Origin of the sequence: Bacillus sp. AFS029637 (assembly GCF_002584985.1) — a bacterium.
Lineage (GTDB): Bacteria > Bacillota > Bacilli > Bacillales > Bacillaceae_G > Bacillus_A.
On the sequence record NZ_NUPZ01000037.1, the window covers coordinates 57,103 to 75,151 of the forward strand.

The 18,049-nt window shown below is 34.5% G+C and carries 16 protein-coding genes, 3 pseudogenes, 1 riboswitch and 1 other annotated feature; of the genes and pseudogenes, 6 read left to right on the forward strand and 13 right to left on the reverse strand.

All coding sequences use genetic code 11. The features are described 5' to 3' along the window. Positions 1 to 404 precede the first annotated feature (404 nt). Positions 405 to 947 carry a cobalamin biosynthesis protein CbiN gene (locus tag COE49_RS19475; protein ID WP_088231217.1) on the reverse strand — a complete coding sequence of 181 codons (543 nt, stop codon included), beginning with the start codon at positions 945 to 947 and terminating at the stop codon, positions 405 to 407. 176 nt (positions 948 to 1,123) lie between these two features. On the opposite strand from COE49_RS19475, the gene COE49_RS19480 reads away from it, so the two are divergent. Further along, entirely contained in the window at positions 1,124 to 2,107 is a 984-nt protein-coding gene (locus tag COE49_RS19480) for a ketoacyl-ACP synthase III (RefSeq protein WP_088231216.1), read from the forward strand. Between the two features lie 41 nt (positions 2,108 to 2,148). On the opposite strand, the gene COE49_RS19485 is transcribed toward COE49_RS19480, so the two are convergent. Next, complete coding sequence (locus COE49_RS19485; protein WP_098841109.1) at positions 2,149 to 3,423, reverse strand: MFS transporter; 1,275 nt, start codon at positions 3,421 to 3,423, stop codon at positions 2,149 to 2,151. A gap of 291 nt (positions 3,424 to 3,714) precedes the next feature. Between COE49_RS19485 and COE49_RS19490 the strand changes: the two are divergent. Then, a pseudogene (locus COE49_RS19490) lies at positions 3,715 to 4,575 on the forward strand (leucine-rich repeat domain-containing protein); the annotation flags it as partial. A 34-nt stretch (positions 4,576 to 4,609) separates the two neighbouring features. Here COE49_RS19490 and COE49_RS19495 read toward each other — a convergent pair. The 4 genes and pseudogenes from COE49_RS19495 to COE49_RS19510 form a co-directional block, all read right to left on the reverse strand. Next, positions 4,610 to 6,358, reverse strand: coding sequence for an MFS transporter (locus tag COE49_RS19495; RefSeq protein ID WP_088231214.1), 1,749 nt, complete (start codon positions 6,356 to 6,358; stop codon positions 4,610 to 4,612). Between the two features lie 32 nt (positions 6,359 to 6,390). Continuing rightward, positions 6,391 to 6,930: a PadR family transcriptional regulator gene (locus COE49_RS19500; RefSeq protein ID WP_088231213.1), complete on the reverse strand. Its 540-nt coding sequence runs from the start codon at positions 6,928 to 6,930 to the stop codon at positions 6,391 to 6,393. 165 nt (positions 6,931 to 7,095) lie between these two features. Next, a complete protein-coding gene (locus tag COE49_RS19505; RefSeq protein WP_088231212.1) occupies positions 7,096 to 7,908 on the reverse strand; it encodes a polyphosphate kinase 2 family protein in 813 nt (270 codons plus the stop codon). A gap of 89 nt (positions 7,909 to 7,997) precedes the next feature. Continuing rightward, positions 7,998 to 8,246 (reverse strand): annotated as a pseudogene (locus COE49_RS19510) (carbon starvation CstA family protein); the annotation flags it as partial. 110 nt (positions 8,247 to 8,356) lie between these two features. Between COE49_RS19510 and COE49_RS19515 the strand changes: the two are divergent. Then, positions 8,357 to 8,821, forward strand: a complete 465-nt coding sequence (locus tag COE49_RS19515; protein WP_088231211.1) for a hypothetical protein — start codon at positions 8,357 to 8,359, stop codon at positions 8,819 to 8,821. 9 nt (positions 8,822 to 8,830) lie between these two features. On the opposite strand, the gene COE49_RS19520 is transcribed toward COE49_RS19515, so the two are convergent. Both COE49_RS19520 and COE49_RS19525 read right to left on the reverse strand, forming a co-directional pair. Continuing rightward, a complete protein-coding gene (locus COE49_RS19520; protein ID WP_088231210.1) occupies positions 8,831 to 9,109 on the reverse strand; it encodes a hypothetical protein in 279 nt (92 codons plus the stop codon). Positions 9,110 to 9,134: 25 nt separating this feature from the next. After that, positions 9,135 to 10,397 carry an MFS transporter gene (locus COE49_RS19525; RefSeq protein WP_098252675.1) on the reverse strand — a complete coding sequence of 421 codons (1,263 nt, stop codon included), beginning with the start codon at positions 10,395 to 10,397 and terminating at the stop codon, positions 9,135 to 9,137. Positions 10,398 to 10,763: 366 nt separating this feature from the next. Here COE49_RS19525 and COE49_RS19535 point away from each other — a divergent pair. Beyond that, positions 10,764 to 10,928, forward strand: a pseudogene (locus COE49_RS19535) (DNA mismatch repair protein MutT); the annotation flags it as partial. Positions 10,929 to 10,956: 28 nt separating this feature from the next. Here the strand turns inward: COE49_RS19535 and COE49_RS19540 are convergent. From COE49_RS19540 to COE49_RS19550, 3 genes are read right to left on the reverse strand one after another with little or no spacing between them, the layout of a single operon-like run. Next, complete coding sequence (locus COE49_RS19540; RefSeq protein WP_098946022.1) at positions 10,957 to 12,582, reverse strand: YndJ family protein; 1,626 nt, start codon at positions 12,580 to 12,582, stop codon at positions 10,957 to 10,959. Positions 12,583 to 12,587: 5 nt separating this feature from the next. Continuing rightward, complete coding sequence (locus tag COE49_RS19545; protein ID WP_088231207.1) at positions 12,588 to 13,199, reverse strand: DUF4166 domain-containing protein; 612 nt, start codon at positions 13,197 to 13,199, stop codon at positions 12,588 to 12,590. A gap of 3 nt (positions 13,200 to 13,202) precedes the next feature. After that, positions 13,203 to 14,111 (reverse strand): DoxX-like family protein, encoded by a 909-nt coding sequence (locus COE49_RS19550; RefSeq protein WP_088231206.1) that lies wholly within the window; start codon positions 14,109 to 14,111, stop codon positions 13,203 to 13,205. A 191-nt stretch (positions 14,112 to 14,302) separates the two neighbouring features. Continuing rightward, positions 14,303 to 14,489, forward strand: a riboswitch (Lysine riboswitch). A 201-nt stretch (positions 14,490 to 14,690) separates the two neighbouring features. On the opposite strand from COE49_RS19550, the gene COE49_RS19560 reads away from it, so the two are divergent. Next, the gene (locus COE49_RS19560; RefSeq protein ID WP_088231205.1) at positions 14,691 to 15,920 is read left to right on the forward strand and encodes an aspartate kinase; all 1,230 of its coding nucleotides are present in this window, start codon (positions 14,691 to 14,693) and stop codon (positions 15,918 to 15,920) included. A 203-nt stretch (positions 15,921 to 16,123) separates the two neighbouring features. On the opposite strand, the gene asnA is transcribed toward COE49_RS19560, so the two are convergent. Together asnA and COE49_RS27700 are read right to left on the reverse strand one after the other, a co-directional pair. After that, positions 16,124 to 17,107: an aspartate--ammonia ligase gene (asnA, locus tag COE49_RS19565; protein WP_088231204.1), complete on the reverse strand. Its 984-nt coding sequence runs from the start codon at positions 17,105 to 17,107 to the stop codon at positions 16,124 to 16,126. 70 nt (positions 17,108 to 17,177) lie between these two features. Then, positions 17,178 to 17,436: a binding site (T-box leader), on the reverse strand. Positions 17,437 to 17,567: 131 nt separating this feature from the next. Beyond that, on the reverse strand, positions 17,568 to 17,741 hold the full coding sequence (locus COE49_RS27700) for a hypothetical protein (RefSeq protein ID WP_098946023.1): 174 nt from the start codon (positions 17,739 to 17,741) through the stop codon (positions 17,568 to 17,570). 102 nt (positions 17,742 to 17,843) lie between these two features. Between COE49_RS27700 and COE49_RS19580 the strand changes: the two genes are divergently transcribed. Beyond that, positions 17,844 to 17,978, forward strand: a complete 135-nt coding sequence (locus COE49_RS19580; protein ID WP_000047587.1) for a DUF3934 family protein — start codon at positions 17,844 to 17,846, stop codon at positions 17,976 to 17,978. Positions 17,979 to 18,049: the final 71 nt, after the last annotated feature.

Here is an 18,049-nt window from a genome sequence, read left to right on the forward strand (position 1 = left end):
ACCAAAGAAATAGAAGAAAGCTATCCTTTCATCCTATTCCATAGTAAAAAAGTCTCAAAATAATATACGTATCCACATTAAGTGTTCACCTATACTATCCCATTCTATTTATAAAGGCAAAACAAAAAGAGGGCGTATTCGTCCCTCCCTCTTTTTCACATATAAGCTTAATAAAGGGTTCCTTTAAAATAGGCAGACCAATCCCGTTCACTCTGTACACAGACAGAGCCTTTGAGCGCTATTCAATTATTGGCACAAAGTATTGAGACGTAATCTGATTAAGATCAAAGGAAGCCCCTCCGTTCATTTTAAGTTACATAAAGTGTAGCATAAGTAATTCGCTTTCACAAGATTTAACAACCTATATCACGCGAAAGAAAATCTTCATATATTTACTTTAATCGTCATTTTTTGCGTGTTCTTCTCACATAAATAATAACAACTGCAATAATCAATAACACACCTATAGAAATAACAGCAACTTGCCACCAACTTAAACCGTTCACCATCTCACCTTTTAAATCCACTTTCTTCGTTGGAGCTGACTCTTTTGCAATATGACTTAAAGCCTGTTTCTCCATCTTTGCCTCATCTAATCTCTTCGTTCCACTGCAAATAGATGTCTCTAACTTTGCCTCCCCTCTATAAGAAGAAAAGACTAGATACTCTCCTCCCTCTGCAAAACGAAATGTACAACTGCTCATACTTGTATATATAATAATTTGCGAAGAATTTGTTCCTTTCCAAATTTTCTTCACTTCAAATAGTGTTTTAATCCCGCCCCCATCTTGCTTTTGAACTTCTAAAACTTTCCCTTCGAACACTACATCATTTTTTTGTAACCTATCTTCTGGTGATGCTTTAGTACAATCACAAGCATAGGACTTATCTGGTAATATAAAACTACAAATTAAAACAAGAGACAACAAATATATGATTCTTTTCAAGAACCTCAGACCCCTTCATTATCAATTTCAAAAGCTTTCTGTATATTATTTTGACATTCCCTCTCAAACTCCTTTTTAATTCATACATAAAGATATTAAGTTATAAAGCTATCTGTTGACTTTATTATCATCTGATACTAGTATCAAGTTATAAAAATAAGTTAGGAGATGTTCCTATGCATTCTAAATCTCGTATTACTGCAATTGGTACTTATGTTCCAGATCAAATATTGTCTAATAACGATTTAGAAAAGATGGTCCATACGAATGATGAATGGATTTTACAAAGAACAGGAATGAAGGAAAGAAGAATCTCTAGCGAAGAAGAATACTCCTCACACTTAGCCATTAAAGCAATTGAAAATTTATGTAAAACATTTAAAAAGAACTTAGAAGATATCGACTGTATCATCGTCGCTACAACAACTGCTGACTATGTTTTCCCTAGTGTTGCGTGTCAAATACAACAATACTTCAACATACCTCATACAATAGCATTTGATTTAAATGCGACTTGCGCTGGTTTCACATATGGACTACATGTTGGTAATAGTTTGATCACTTCTGGATCACATGAAAAGGTCCTTGTCGTAGCGACAGAGACATTATCTAAAGTTGCTGATTACACCGATAGAACGACCTGTATTTTATTTGGCGATGGTGCTGGAGCTATTTTATTAGAAAAAGATGAAAACAAACCAAGCTTTATCGCTGCTCATATGGGCACAAACGGTGACGGCGGAATTCATCTATACAGAACAAACTTATCTACTACTATGAATGGCACACCACTGCAAACAAATGAAAAAATCGTTCAAAATGGAAGAGAAGTATATAAATGGGCAACACGCAAGGTGCCAGCAGGTATAAAAGAACTATTACATACCGCACATATGCAAATAGATGATATAGACTGGTTCGTACCTCACAGCGCTAACTTGCGAATGATCGAAGCTATTTGTGAGAAATCTCAAATTCCAATGCAAAAAACATTAACGAGTATGGAATTTATGGGGAATACCTCCTCCGTCTCCATTCCACTCGCTTTAGATTTAGCTAGTAAAGAAGGAAAATTAAATAACGGAGACACACTTTTACTATACGGATTCGGTGGTGGTCTTACGCATTTAGGGCTTATTGTTGCGTGGGATTTAAGCTAATTATATAAAGAGAGGTTCTAGTCAGTAACTAGAACCTCTCTTTAATTTCTTTCTCCTTTTCGAGACCATATCACAACAGGAATCAACATGAAAGCTAAAACTCCTCCAGCTAATGACAATGCCGCATAACTTGAATTCGCCACTACCATTCCTGACATCGCTCCACCTGAAGCTCCAGCTAGCGCAATAAACACATCTATTTTCCCTTGTGTTTTTGCACGTGTGGAAGGGATAGTTGCATCAACAATTTGAGCAGTACCACTTATTAAACCGAGGTTCCATCCTAATCCAAGTAAAGACAAGGCAACAATTAATAGTATTAAAGAATCACTCGGTGCTATCGCAGCTATGACACCTGCTGCTAGTAAAATTACTCCACCAGCTATACTCATCGTAGTTCTGCCAATTTTATCAATTAACATTCCCGTAACGAGAGATGGAAGATACATTGCACCTACATGAAAACCAATTACAAGACCTACTGCACTTAAATCGTGGCCATGGTGTCCCATATGAACTGGCGTCATCGTCATGATTGCAACCATCACGATTTGTGTAAGTATCATTACGATTGCTCCAACAGTAATGCCTCGTTTATTTTCTTTCACTTCTTCTGTTACCGGTTGCCCTTTATATGTATGTTCTTGTTTATATGCTTCTATCATATTAGCAATAAGTAACGGATCTGGACGAAGCATAACAAAAAGGACAAGACCCGCAAGTATAAATGCTGTTGCTGATAATATGAATGGACCAGCAAGTTCAGGAATTCCAATTGAATGAGCAAACCTTCCCATTACACCTACTAAATTTGGACCTGCGACTGCACCAAAAGTCGTCATGACCATCGTAATACTAACAGCAGTTGCTCGTTGCTTCTTATTCGCTAAATCTGTACCAGCATAACGAGCTTGTAGATTTGTAGCTGTACCTGCACCATATGTAAGTAAAGAAATAAGTAAAAGAATAATACTATTTGTTAAAGCAGCCAATACAACTCCAATTGCTCCAAGTCCACCTACTATAAATCCTGTTGCAAGTCCAATACGGCGTCCATATCGCTGCGAAAGTTTCCCTACTATGAATGCAGCTAACGCAGACCCTAATGTAAACATGGCAGTCGGCAATCCTGCATATGCATCTGTTCCAAGCATTTGCTGTGCAAGAAGTGCACCTACCGTAATTCCAGCAGCTAAACCTGCCCCGCCGAACATTTGTGAAATACTTACGATTATTAATGTTCGTTTATATAGTTTTTGTTGCTCTTCTTCTGTATACATACGATTACTTTTTAAAGCCCCCGCCTTATCCAACAATTCCTCATCCTCCCTTTAAAATTAAACCCTCTTGTTAATGTACTATGTTTAACGTTACATATTCAATGGCATTTCCCATTCTTCGCTTTCATTCTAAAAAACTCTCTAACCCAATTCGTCTTCCTCCATGCTATATTAAAAATACTACTATTCACAATATGCAAGGAGAACACAATGAAAAAAAACCTAGAACTATGTGAGGCTTGCAAACATAATCCGATACATAATGCCATAGATTTCGACAAATCAAACCAATCTTTCAAATTATGTAGTCAATGTCACAATCGTCTTATCTCTTTTAAAAAGAAACCACAAAACTTTTTAGTTATGGATGGCACCGTACAAATTCATGAAAATAGACTGGATGAGTACGTACACTTCATTAATACAAACAACTTTAACGATGTTTACATTAATGATCTTAGATATAGTTTAAACCATATTAATTTTCTAGAACACTGTCCGCAAATTGAAAGCTTACACATTAGTAGTACATGTATTACTGATTACTCAGCTTTATATAAATTAAAAAACTTAAAATCTTTAGCACTGGAAGAACCACAAGTCCCACTAAACTTAACAGAACTAGCAAGCTTTACAAATTTAGAGGAACTTTACATACAGTGGAATAAAAACATTACAGGATTCGAATCTTGTCCTAACTTAAAAGAACTATACATTTGGAAATACAAGCCGAAACAAAAAAATCTTGAAGAATTAATACCTTTACGAAAACTTGAAAAACTAAGAATTACACAAGGAAACATTAACTCCTTAAAAGGATGTAGAGCATTCCCTAAATTAAAGCAATTAGAACTCAATTATTTAAGAAATTTAGAACATATTGATGAGATTGAAAACAACGCTTCAACATTAAAATACATCGAATTCGATCATTGCAGTAAAATGAAAAATCACGACTATTTACGTTATTTAACAAATTTAGAAACACTCATTCTATCCGGTTGTGGTAACATACAAAATCTACAATTCATTAAAGAACTACCTAAATTAAAGCATTTTAGCTTCGTGGATTCTACGATTGTAGACGGCAATTTAGAGCCTTGTGTCGGAATAGATTTTGTTGGCTTTAATAATAAGAGACATTATAGTCATAAATTTAACGAATTAAACCCAGATTTTCCATACTAGTGTAAGAAAAACAGGCTGCTATTAGCCTGTTTTTTTACGCTTCCTCTACCACTCTTTCCCTTCTCTTTTTACTCAAAGTCTTTCCTTCCCAAAATAACAAACTTACTAAAGCACAAACTAAAATAATTGGTACACTCGCTTTATATAAATCTGTAAAACTCATCGCCATCTGATTCTTAGCATAATGCTTCACGTCATCTGAAAATGCGAGTGCCTCTTTCTTTACAATTCCCTCTTGCTTTTCAACTTCCTTTATCACTTGATTCATAACTTCTTCTCTTTTTATATCTCTATATTCTACTGGAACAGCATTTAATACTTCATCTACTTTTTGGTGAATTAGTTCGTCTTTTTTCTCTTTATTTAACCCTACAAATGTTTCATTTTGATGCTTTTCTACATTCGTTTCTATACTTTGATTCTCTATTTTTTCTTTTGTCATTTGTAATATCTCAATTTGCTGAGTACGATCCACATGAATATTTCCTACTTTTTCTTCTGCATAACGATATACATTCTCTTTATTTACAGTTAAGTTATGAGTTAAGTTAGATACAAATATTGCTACCGCTAATACAATTCCAACTTGCCGCAACATCGATACGACACTTTGAGAAGCAGTTAACAATTCCCCTTCAAACGAAGATGCGCTTAAAACAGTAATTGGTCCCACTACTAAGCCATACCCAACACCTAATATCATACATGGGATAATAATTTCTATATTTGTGGAAGTGACGTCAATCATTTGCAACCAATAATAAGATAGACTCATAACAAGAAATCCTGACAAAATAATAGTTACTTTGCCAAGCTTTTTAATTAATGTTGCTGCAACTGGTGAGACCAAAAATATCATTGCTGAAATAGGTGTCACTAAAAAAGCTGCTTCAATTTCCGTTCGACCTTGTATTTTCGTCAAGAACGTTGGAAGTAATACAGTTACTCCAATTAAAAATAAATTACTTAATATTACAACGATAGATGCTCCAACAAACATTCGATCTTGAAATAACTTTAAATTCACCATTGGATTATGAATCTTCCGTTCTACTAAAACAAATAAAATAAGAGAAATAGTGCTAATTACATAACAAGACAAAGCTATATTACTTTGCCATCCCCATGTATTGCCTTTTACTAATATGAGAGTAAAAGAAAAAATTGCTGTACTACTTAATAGTAGTCCTATCCAGTCTATTTTTGAGATGATACGTTCTTCATTTTTTATTTGTAACATAATGCCGCATAAAATGATTCCAAGAATACAAATTGGAACATTAACGAAGAACACCCATCTCCAACCGAAATTTTGTGTAATAATTCCGCCTATTACCGGTCCCATCGCAGCTGATAGTCCTTGCGTTACCCCTAAAATTGCAAGTGCAACATGCCTCTTAGCTAATGGCATAGCTGATACGCCGATTACCATACTAGTCGGAAATAAAATTGCCGCCCCTACACTTTGTATAAAACGAGAAAAAATGAGAAAATCACCCGTATTAGCAAAAGCACAAAGTACTGATCCACCACCAAAAATTATCAAACCAAGAATATACATCTTTGCTTTCCCAAAAATATCAGCTATCCGTCCTAACGGAATAGCAAGTACTGCAATCGTCATTGTATATACATTTAATACCCAAGACATCTTTTCTAATGAAGTATTTACACTCGATTGTATTGCCGGTAAAGCTATATTCATAATTGTCGTATCAATCATACAAAGAAAGATACCTAGACACATTAAAAAGACAATCTTAATACCCTTTGATTGCTCCATCTTTATTTACCCCTTTATTTCGAACGTGTTTTTCATTCTTCCTTTTTATTGTGTTCTTTTGTTTCTAATTGCTCTAGTTTTCTTTTCAATATCTCTACTTGTGCACTATACGATGCAATACCTACATCGAGAGAAATTTCCTCGACAAAAGTAATACCTACTCTCCACTTTTCATATTTCAATCGAAGATCCGCAATGTATGCTTCTTTCCTTTTAATTTCCTCTTCAATCCATTTTTTTATTGCCTTATCATCGCTATAATTACCGAAATACATCCTCATTAAAAAATCTGAACGTAAAACATCTTTCTCTACATCTGTTTTCATGTATTGATAAAACTCTTCACGCCCTTCATCTGTAATAAAGTACATTTTCTTATTCGGTTTCCCTTCTTGCATAATAACCTCTTTCTTTATTTTCCCCTCTTTTTCCAACTGTCGTAACGTTGGATAGATCATTCCAAAACTCCCATCAAAAAAATGAGTAAATACGTCCTCGAACACAATTTTAATATCATAACCAGACAATTCTTTTTCCATCAATAAACCTAAAACAACATCTCTTCCCTTCAAAATAAGACCCCCACATTGTATATAATCAATAATCATANNTATGATTATTGATTATATACCTTATTCTGTTAATTGTAAAATGTTTCTAAATAAAAACCATCCTGTAATTTGGTTTCTCAAATTTCCAGGATGGTTCTTCGTTATATTTCATATTCAAATTTCGTACTATTTTACAATTACATCTTGATTCGTTTCAAAGCCCTCTTGCTTACCTTCTTTCATTTCATAATAATAAGAAGGCAATTCTATACCATGCTCTACGAAATAATCCTCAATTAACGAAATAATCACTTTCAACGTTTTCACACGAGCATATAATTTATCGTTACTTTCGATAATATTCCATTTCGCATTTGGTTTATTTGTTTTTTCAAACATTTCTTCCGTCGCTTCAACATACTCGTCCCATTTTTCACGATTACGCCAATCTTCGTCTGTAATTTTCCACCTTTTTAATGGGTTTTTCTCTCTATCTTTAAACCTCTTTAATTGTTCATCTTTACTAATATGATAGAAGAATTTTCCTATTATGTAATGATCATCGATTAATAATTTTTCAAAATCATTAATCTCATCATATGCTCTCATCCATTCTTCCTGTGTAGCAAAACCTTCCACACGCTCAACTAACACACGGCCGTACCACGAGCGATCAAAAATAGTAATTTGCCCGTACTGAGGAAGTTTCCGCCAGAAACGTTGCAAGTAATGGTACCGTTTTTCATGAGGTGCAGGTGCTCCAATCGGAGTTACTTGAAAACCACGTGGATCAAGATGCTCAGTCACTCGTTTAATCGCTCCACCTTTTCCAGCTGCATCCCAGCCTTCCATAACGAGCATAACTGCAATTTTTTCCTCTTTTACAATTTGCTGAAGCGCTAATAAACGTCTCTGGTATTTTTCAAGTTTCTTATTATACTTAGATTTCGATTCTATTCTTTTCGTTACATCTACTTTAGCAAGATGTCCATTTTCCATAAAACAAATCCCCCTTGTTGTATGACAATACTATTTTAACATACATTTGGTAATTTTTTCATATTACAAAAAGCTGTTTAGAAAAATCTCTACACAGCTTTCATGAAACATATAGCAGTTAAAATAACTGTAATAACCGCACCTACAACATAAGACGTATTTAGTGAAATATTAAAACCTATTTTCGCATTTAAAATATAAATGGCTGTCATGAGCGTCATAAAGATTGCTGGAATTAAGGACACAACATATGGTTTTCTTTTTATGAATAAATACATCGTTCCAATCCATAGTGCAATTGCTGCAATCGATTGGTTAGCTCAAGAGAAATATCTCCATCTTATTCACAAAGAGAGACTATACTTTTCACAATTGAATTATGGTATATCCTCTTACAAAGAGAAGATAATAACAAATAAATCCGTTAAAGAATGGGAGCTCTCTAACAATGAAACGAAAAATATTTTCTCTCTTTGCACTAACCTGTTTAGCACTACCAATACAAGCAAGTGCATACACATTTCAATCACTACCAATTGCGTCAAAGTCTAAACAGTGGTATATCGAAATTGATAAATCTCATAACGTAAAGAAGCAAGCAGTGCAGCCAAAACAGGATGTATACGATACGTATAGTTTACTTGTAAAAAATATCGGTAATGATGTATCAAACGTAGCTGTGGAAATACTTGATAACACTCCTACCTCTAAAGCTACTTTTAATCCTACTACATTAAATAACAAAGTTTCTAAAAGTCATACAAACTTTGACTACATAGTATTCCCATTAGACTTTAACAGCCATAATTTCAAAGTCGTCATTACTTGGGAAGAAAATAATTTCTCTTACAACGGTCATCCGGTAAATGAGGATAAAAAGATGAAACAAACATTTGTATTTAATGAAGACTAAGTTCTGAACTTAGTCTTCATTTATGAAACCTGATTGGATCGCTTCTGTCACTTCTTTTGTAATTTCCAGTTCAGTTGCTTCCGTACTAATTTGCTTGTGCCAAATATGTACAGAAGGCTTTTTATTATAAAAATGCTTTATTAATAATAATCGATTATATACTATATTATTTTCTATATGAGTAGCGATATAGACCGTGAAATTTTTTGCTTCAAAAACCTTTTCTTGCAAAGTGTATTTGCTTTCTAGTTGCCTTACTACTATATCTTTCAAATTTTCTATCGTCATATACGCTGTCCCCTTTCCCCTATCATCAATCAAATCGACGAATACTCCGCACAGACAATGCCATACCTATTGTAATAATCACTAAAATTGCTAGCAATACAATCGTTATCTCGCCACCTATTACATTCGCTAGCCAACCAACAACTACGTATCCTAATGGCAATAAAGCGAAAGAACCTAACATATCAAGGCTTGCTACTCTTCCAAATGCTTCTTCTGGAACAAGTTCTTGTAAACTCGTTTCCCAAATAAGTCCAAATATCATCATACCGAATCCTTCGATTGCCATTAAGAATATTAAAGCAGGTGGCCAAGAAATGAACGGCATAATTAGTAGAGCGATACCACTAATTAAAACACCTCCATAGGCAAGTAATCCTCTTTTATGCCATCGTTCCCTCCCGCCAAATATTAGTGCGGCGATTACAGCACCACCACCAGAAGCTGCCATGCCTAGTCCATATACGTAAGCTTCAAAATGATGGTGAACATTAAACAACCATGGAATTAATACGACGATAATGCCGGCATAACAAATGTTTACGAAAGAAAACACTAAAATTGTAATCCACAACCACGGATGACTTTTTAAAACTAAAACCCCTTCCATAAACTCTTTTTTATAATCGATCTTACTCCTTTCAATCGAGTTTACTTTCTTAAACTTAATTTCTTTTAAAAATAATAAACAGAAAAATGATAATAAATACGTTGCTGCATCTAGTCCAAACCCTATCCCAGCAGATGCAACTGATACGATTAATCCACCAAGTGCCGGTCCGATTAATCGTATGCCTTGATTACTCATTTGCGTGAGTGCATTAGCCGCATTACGAATTTCTGGTACAAACACTTTTGCTCTTACAGCTGAATACGCCGGCTGGAATATTCCTTCCATAAGTCCGTATAAAGCAACAAGGACATATAAAAGGGTAATCGTTAGCAAATCCATAAATATAAGCGATGCAAGTAATAGCATTAATATAGCGCGGATTATATCTGTAAATAACATTAATTTTACCCGGTCAATTCGATCTACAACTAACCCTGCAAACGGTAAAGCAAGAATATTAGGTAGCATGTACATTGCCATAGTCATCCCCATTACAACCGTTGAACCAGTTAATGAGTAAACAACGACTGGCAAAATAACCATCGTTATAGAACTCCCTAAAGTTGAAAGCAATTGTCCAATCCACAAAAATTTAAAATGCCGTGACACTTTAACTGGCAACAGTAATTTGCCAACATACCCTAAACCTTTCTCTCTTTGTATTTCTCCTTGCATTTCCCTCTCCTCTTTCCAAATGACTATAGAATCCATACATAATAACAGAAAATTACCAATATTACATTTTCAATTATATAAGAAACCATTATGCTATGGTAAAATTATCAAAAAAAATATAAAGGAGAATACATCATTATGCCTCCAAATTCACATAACATCGAGCACCAACTCTATACAATGTGTATGATCTAGCGTAACAATGAAGTTTTACTTGTAAAATAAATGCTTGTTAATAGGAGGTAACGATACTGCCTCGTGTGGAATGTTATACCCCTCGTCCCTTCGGGGTTGCGAGAACACGATGAAGCACTAACTTGTGTAAATTTAATTGAATTGTATAGATTTAGTTAAGTTTATCGTATCGGTGAATTAGTATGGGTGCCAATCAATACAGCACTAAATCTTCCTATGCAAGGTTGGTTTAAAGAAAGATCCCCATTACTTTTTGAAAAAGGTACGTTTGAAATTCAACGTGTTTGGGACAAAGATTTAGATAAACAAGTCGCTATGACAATTGCCCACACGTAAAAAAGCTCGGAATCTCTCCAAGCTTTTCTTACTTTTCCTCTATTTTCTTAATCTCATAATCAATTTCTAAAAACTTAACTCCAAATATCCACATTTTATGGTGAGCTGTTAGCATTTGACCATTTCCCTCTTTAATAATAAACGTCTCTGCTAACGGTAAACGGATTGTAAAGAAACGAGTATGTAAATAAATCCCCTCATCGCCCTTACCATTTTCTCTTAGCTTACTAGTAATGATTAACTCATTATTATCATTGCGTAATTTTAAAATCCCCGTCATATTCGAATATGGTAAAGGTAATGCGATATTCATATATGTATCGTTCTTATGGGTATGCATTGAATACAAAGCTAAAAAAATAGACTTCCCTGCTTCATTTTTTCTTAGCCAAGCTCTTACGTTTTCTCTTCCGTCTTTCTCATCGATTACACCAAGGATAGAACCGTACATTGTTTCCCACTTGCCACCCATTCCTAAATGTATTTGTCCAACACGTTTACTCATTTTCTCATAACAAAATGCAAATGGGCGGAACCAACGAGTCCATTTAATATGCGATTGTAACTTATACGCTGTTGTATTTTCATAAAAACGAATAATGCTTAAAGGAATCTTCGCTGTGTCAAATGCCTCACTATGAAAGTCATTCATTTTATCAACTAAACCTTTGTATTCCTTACTATCTACTAAATTCCTACTATGTAAAAACGTCTCACCAATTGTTACACTTCCTCTTAACCGACTCATTGGTTTTCCATAGTATTTATAATTGGGAGCACTCTTTTCCATCATCCAACCAACAAATGCCGGTAGCGCTACTCCAATCCCATTTACGACACCGTGAACCCAAACCATTTGTACAATTGTAATCGTCATTACTTGTTTCAAATTCCCATATGAATATATGAGTGAGAACATAATTGTGACCATGAGCGTACTAGACGAAATGATTAAAAGAATCTTTGCGCTGATAGCATTAAATTTCGTGCGCCAAACATAAATCCCATAACCATAAATAGCACATAAATATAGGAACACTGCAAAAAATTCAAATATCCTTGAGTATGTAATTCCAATCGCAACTGTCATCGGTGAAATGACTATAATAAACATAATTGCATCATATACTTTACTTCTCTTTTCTCTCTCCCTCCCAATTAAACCCGCTGATAACGGCAATAGAAATGCCGAATAATGAAAGTGTGCAGCTGTAAGTAAAACAATGTCAGAACTAAACTGCATAATCGATACGTTTGCTACTGAAGCAAAAAACCAAAAACCACCTAAAAACAAATAAATAAACGCACTATCGATAGCCGTTTCTTCTAATGGCTTCCGTCCTCTTTCTAGTAATCTATTTATACCAAATAACGCAACGATCCCCGTATATACAAACCAAATTATCGCAAAGAAATATTGATTTGTTACAAAAGCTAACATTGCACTAATTGCTGCGACCGGATATAAAAACGATACGGATTTATAAAATAATAAATACGATCCATTTCGTGTTCTTTTATCAATAATACAAAAAGACATCGGTATAAATAACAAAATAGATAATAATATAATTGCTTCAACAGGATTTACATCGGGCCACTCACATATTAGAAAAACAATATAACAAGCAAGACCAAATATTATATTTCTCATATCGTTTATTTCCTTTCCACAAACGTTCCCTTATATGAAAATAGCGAACCAATTAACGGATTTCGTACTTGAACATAAATTCGAAAACATTGTAATTCGTCATCATAACTTTCAACAATTTTTGCCTCTCCGTATAAAAGTTTCGGTAAAGAGATTTTTCTTCCAAACATATAAAGCCATTGTTTCTTTGAAGAAATATGCATTGCCCCTAACCCATCAATATGAAAATTCAATGTAGAGACGAGTAAATGTGGTTCACCAAAATAATCTACAATTTCATTTTCGTTTTCATCCAACTGCATAACCGCATTAAAATATCTTTCCTTATCATGAAAATAAAACGTGCGATTCCACTTTACAATTTCTTTTCCATCTTTATCTCGTCCAGCAGTATTATGTATTACAAAAGGCACTTTTTTTCCTCGTTCAGAGAAAAACATTCGAAACTTCGATGCAATTTTTAATATTAATTTCACAAAAAAAGAACCACCATAAATTTCATCCATCTTTCCTTCCCCAATAAAACTATTCTCTTCTGTAATCTCATAGCGTTTCTGCAATTTCGGATGAAGTTTTTTATAAGAATCCCCTAATAGTCTTTCATAAATATTAGCCATACACTATCCCTTTCTCGTCCTCTTGCAATTTTTTGCACTTGGCAAATCGAAGCTATTCATATAACCGACAATCGATACTCCAATTAGAAGCAGATTTAACGTAATTGGATTAAACGGCTCTGTAAAGCTTGTGATATTCGTACATCCTGCTGCTATCGTTAAGGCTATTAACATGAAAATATGTAGTATAAATACATTTCGTTTTGGAAATGGAAGTAACCATATGACACCAAAAATAACTTCTAACAGCCCAATTATTTTAAGAATAAAAATACTATTTTCAGTTGAACCAATTATGACCGAAAGCATTTTCACTTCTTCTGGATGGGTAAAGATTATTTTCGGTACAATCCCTTGATATAGCCATACAAAAGAAAATAAAAAACAAACGAGCCAATATGTCATTGTTCTTCTAATTAGCAACTTAGGATGAAGTCCCTTTTCTAACCATAATTTTAAAGCATCAAAACTCCAAGCAGTCGCAGAGCCTAATAACGGGCGAAAAATATATGAATCTATTACATTTCCTATACGGCCAAATCTTGTATCATAATCATATTGCGTTTCAAAATGAATGTATTCATTATTCGGTGTATACTTCCAATACCCACGCCCCATTTGTATAAGCGATAATTGATTGTCTGTCCAAAATTTCAAAGACGAAATTCGTTCTCCAGTTTCTTTTCTAATCTCACCTATCGATTCCCCTTCCCCAGCTATTTCAAGTCCAAATCCGATCTTTGTTTTATACAAAAATTGCTGCGGTTCTCCCTCTTTTTTCTCTAAATACGAAATTTCAGTAAAGCGAGCATCCCACTCTGTATGTATGTCTGGTTCTTGCGTATATTCCCATAATTTCTCTATCGTTGTTTCCATTTCTATCGAAACATAAATAGGTTTTTTCCTTTGCATTCTTCCACCTCCAGTGCACTATATTTTTAATGTACATGCAATGAGTTTATTTTGCTACATTTTTCACAAACTCCCCCGTAAATAGAAAGAATTTTAAAAAAATACACAAAACACTTGATTCCCCGGAAAATTTAAATTATTATAAAACAAATGTTACCCACAACTTTATAAATCAAACACTCTCGCCTAAAACGTGAGATAGAGGTTGCAATACTTATAAGTATTCTAATGGAGACACAGAGATGTCTATGAAATTAGAAGAAAGGAAGTGTTGCCGAAATTGATAAACTTCTCTGCATTTATCAATTGGGGCTGTTTTCGAATAGAAACAGAACTGTCATATGTACAAACATGTACGTATGAAGAGCTATCTACAAAAAAGAGATATCATTTTCATGATATTCCTTTTTTGGCGGTTTTTTTATTAGCTCCGTTTTCTGTTTCCCTTTTCCTGTAACAGCACCATCCTCACTTATTTGAGATGGTGTTTTTTGTTTTTCTCTCTGGTAACTACAGGAATATTGGGATTTGCATATGTCCTAACCTATTCTTAAAAATGGACGAAAGAAGGAATTCGTAATGGAAACGATTGTACAAAAATTTGGTGGCACTTCTGTCGGAAGCGTCGAACGCATTCAACATGTAGCAAATTTAATTATTGAAGAATATGAAAGGGGACATAGCGTTGTCTCTGTCGTTTCGGCAATGGGCAAAAGCACGGATGAACTAGTAGCACTTGCTAACGCTGTTACGGAAAACCCAAGTAAACGTGAAATGGACATGCTTCTATCTACAGGAGAACAAGTGACCATTTCATTATTAACAATGGCATTACAAACAAAAGGCTATAACGCCATTTCATTAACAGGATGGCAAGCTGGTATTACGACAGAATCTGTACATGGTAGTGCACGGATTACTGACATTAATACAGATCGTATTCAGTCTTATCTTGCTGAAGGCACAATTGTTATCGTAGCTGGTTTCCAAGGTATGAGTATAGAAAGTGAAATCACAACGCTTGGACGTGGTGGCTCTGATACGACCGCTGTCGCATTAGCAGCGGCATTAAAAGCGAAAAAATGTGATATTTATACGGATGTGACAGGCGTATACACGACTGATCCACGAGTTGTAAAAACGGCTTACAAATTAGATGAAATTTCTTATGACGAAATGTTAGAGCTTGCCAACCTCGGTGCTGGCGTATTACATCCGCGTGCTGTTGAATTTGCTAAAAATCATAATGTCGTTTTAGAAGTCCGCTCAAGTATGGAACAAGAAAACGGAACAATTGTAAAAGGAGAATGTAACATGGAACAACAATCAATCGTTAAAGGTATTGCATTTGAGGATAATATTACACGTGTCACAATTAAAGGATTGGAACAAGGCTCACTTTCAACAGTTTTCTCTACATTAGCAGCAGCACACATTAATGTAGATATTATCATTCAAAGTATTACAAATGAAGGAACTGTTCATCTCTCCTTCTCCATTCACTCTAATGATTTAAGAGAAACTTTAGAAGTGTTGGAACAAAATCAAGAAACTCTTCACTATGAGTCAGTAGAACATGAAAATCATTTAGCAAAAGTATCAATTGTAGGATCTGGTATGGTATCTAACCCAGGTGTCGCTGCAAATATGTTCACTACTTTAAAAGAAGAAGATATTCATATTAAAATGGTAAGTACATCAGAAATTAAAGTATCTGTCGTTATTGACCGCCTTCATTTAGTTACAGGTGTTGAGGCGCTGCATCAATCATTTATGGCGAAAATTGAGCCTTTAGTACAAATGGTATAATTTAATATTTTTATTGCAACTTACAAAAGTCATATAAATCTATTTCCTTCCTATTTATAAATAAAAAGCTGTTTGCATAGATTTCAAGATTCTATACAAACAGCTTTTTAACATATTATTGACATCCAAAAATCATTATAAAACACTCAAATTAATCGTCAGTAGTATTTCCTAGGAAATACTACTGACTCTTCTCACTTCTATTAAAACAGATGAATGTTTTCTTTCTTACAAGCTGCACGTAAATCGTCAGGCCATACAGAAGATTGAACTTCACCAATATGTGCTTTACGTAGGAAATACATGCACATTCTTGATTGTCCGATACCACCACCAATTGTTAATGGTAGTACGTCTTCTAATATCCCTTTATGGAAATCATACTCACGTTTGAAGTCATCACCTGTTTTCGTTAATTGCTCATCAAGTGATTTACTATCAACACGAATTCCCATTGATGATAATTCGAATGAAGCTTGTAGTACTGGGTGCCAGAATAAAATGTCACCGTTTAATTTCCAATCGTCATAATCAGCTGCACGTCCGTCATGTTTTTCACCTGAACGAAGTACATCACCAATTCCGATAATAAAGACTGCACCGTGTTCTTTCGCAATTGCATGTTCACGATCTTTCGGTGTTAATTCTGGATATTTATCTTCCAGCTCCTGAGAAGTAACGAAGACGATTTCTTCTGGTAAATACTTTCCTAGGAACGGATACTTTTCAAATAAGTGATCTTCTAAATCTTTGAATATTCCATAAATTGTTTGTACTGTTTTTTGTAAGTAATCGACAGTACGCCATTCTTTTTGAACGATTTTTTCCCAATCCCATTGGTCAACGTAAATGGAATGTGTAGCATCAAGTTCTTCATCACGACGAATCGCGTTCATGTTCGTATATAAACCTTCACCAGCTTCATATCCGTATTCATGTAATGCAAATCTTTTCCACTTCGCTAGTGAATGAACAATTTCTAATTCTTCTCCCGAATGCAGCATATCAAATTCAATTGGACGTTCTACACCGTTTAAGTGATCGTTTAATCCTGATTTTTTCGTTACGAATAATGGTGCAGATACGCGGAATAGTTCAAGGCGTTTTGCTAATTGATCCTCGAAAAATGTTTTAACTTCCTTAATTGCAATTTGAGTCTCTCTTACTGTCATTAATGATTGATACATGGTGGTTTCCTCCTAAAATGTTTGGATGTTGTGAAAAGAAGCCAACAAAAAAAGCCCTTCTTCCCCAAAAAACTGGGACGAAAGGCTTTGGTTCCGCGGTACCACCCAAATTAGCAACAGAGGTTGCTCACTTATACAGTACGGAGATGGAATATCTCGATACTGCTCTTCTTGTAACGGCGAAGTTCCCGGCTAAGTCTACTTTCCTCTAAAGGATTTCGGTTAGCAACTCCAGGAGGTTCTTCATAATAGGCTTCGTATCAGGCTCACACCACCCCTGACTCGCTTAGACTACATCCTACTACTACTCGTCCTTTCATAGTCGTTTTGTTGTCACATCTCTGAAACATTTTATTAATGATTATTCTATACAAAAAATAAAGAAAGTCAACAAAAATTTTCAAAATGTTTTTCAATTCTTTATTTTACGGCTTTATTGATTGTTTCTAATATAACATTTTCACTTCTTTTGCCTCGTCAATCCGAAAAGCGTTTCACTAATCGAAACTAACATATACACAACAAGTAATGTAATCGTTCGAAAGATAGAATCCGCAGTATTTCTTATTATTTTCATTTTCTTTGTAATTCCTTTCTGTTTACTTGCAAATTCATGATATACTATAGCATTCAAGCAGTTTGTTTTTCCTTAAAGCAAACATAGTCATTTATCAAGAGTATTTTCTAAATTATTGACTATTATCAAATCAGATTTTTTATATAATGGAGTGATCATATGAGCAAAACGAAAGCAAAACCGAAAAAAGGCGTAGGACAAGGTACAGGAAGTAAAGGATGGAACCGTTGGCAATCAAGTGCAAAGAAAAAGGCAGCTGCAAAACCATACAAAAGTAAAGGTGCAAAGAAGTAATTTAAATAACATTTGATTTCTTTACTTTGTACAAAACAAAATATAATTATTACAACAAAAAGCTATGCTCT

What these genes read in the sequence shown, in the direction of transcription:
- COE49_RS19550 (WP_088231206.1), bottom strand. Translation starts at nt 14,111, where the DNA reads ATGCAAAGGAAAAAACCTATTTATGTTTCGATAGAAATGGAAACAACG.
- COE49_RS19580 (WP_000047587.1), top strand. Translation starts at nt 17,844, where the DNA reads ATGAGCAAAACGAAAGCAAAACCGAAAAAAGGCGTAGGACAAGGTACA.
- COE49_RS19505 (WP_088231212.1), bottom strand. Translation starts at nt 7,908, where the DNA reads ATGGAAAATGGACATCTTGCTAAAGTAGATGTAACGAAAAGAATAGAA.
- COE49_RS19480 (WP_088231216.1), top strand. Translation starts at nt 1,124, where the DNA reads ATGCATTCTAAATCTCGTATTACTGCAATTGGTACTTATGTTCCAGAT.
- COE49_RS19525 (WP_098252675.1), bottom strand. Translation starts at nt 10,397, where the DNA reads ATGCAAGGAGAAATACAAAGAGAGAAAGGTTTAGGGTATGTTGGCAAA.
- COE49_RS19495 (WP_088231214.1), bottom strand. Translation starts at nt 6,358, where the DNA reads ATGGAGCAATCAAAGGGTATTAAGATTGTCTTTTTAATGTGTCTAGGT.
- COE49_RS19520 (WP_088231210.1), bottom strand. Translation starts at nt 9,109, where the DNA reads ATGACGATAGAAAATTTGAAAGATATAGTAGTAAGGCAACTAGAAAGC.
- COE49_RS19540 (WP_098946022.1), bottom strand. Translation starts at nt 12,582, where the DNA reads ATGAGAAATATAATATTTGGTCTTGCTTGTTATATTGTTTTTCTAATA.
- COE49_RS19515 (WP_088231211.1), top strand. Translation starts at nt 8,357, where the DNA reads ATGAAACGAAAAATATTTTCTCTCTTTGCACTAACCTGTTTAGCACTA.
- COE49_RS19545 (WP_088231207.1), bottom strand. Translation starts at nt 13,199, where the DNA reads ATGGCTAATATTTATGAAAGACTATTAGGGGATTCTTATAAAAAACTT.
- COE49_RS19560 (WP_088231205.1), top strand. Translation starts at nt 14,691, where the DNA reads ATGGAAACGATTGTACAAAAATTTGGTGGCACTTCTGTCGGAAGCGTC.
- asnA (WP_088231204.1), bottom strand. Translation starts at nt 17,107, where the DNA reads ATGTATCAATCATTAATGACAGTAAGAGAGACTCAAATTGCAATTAAG.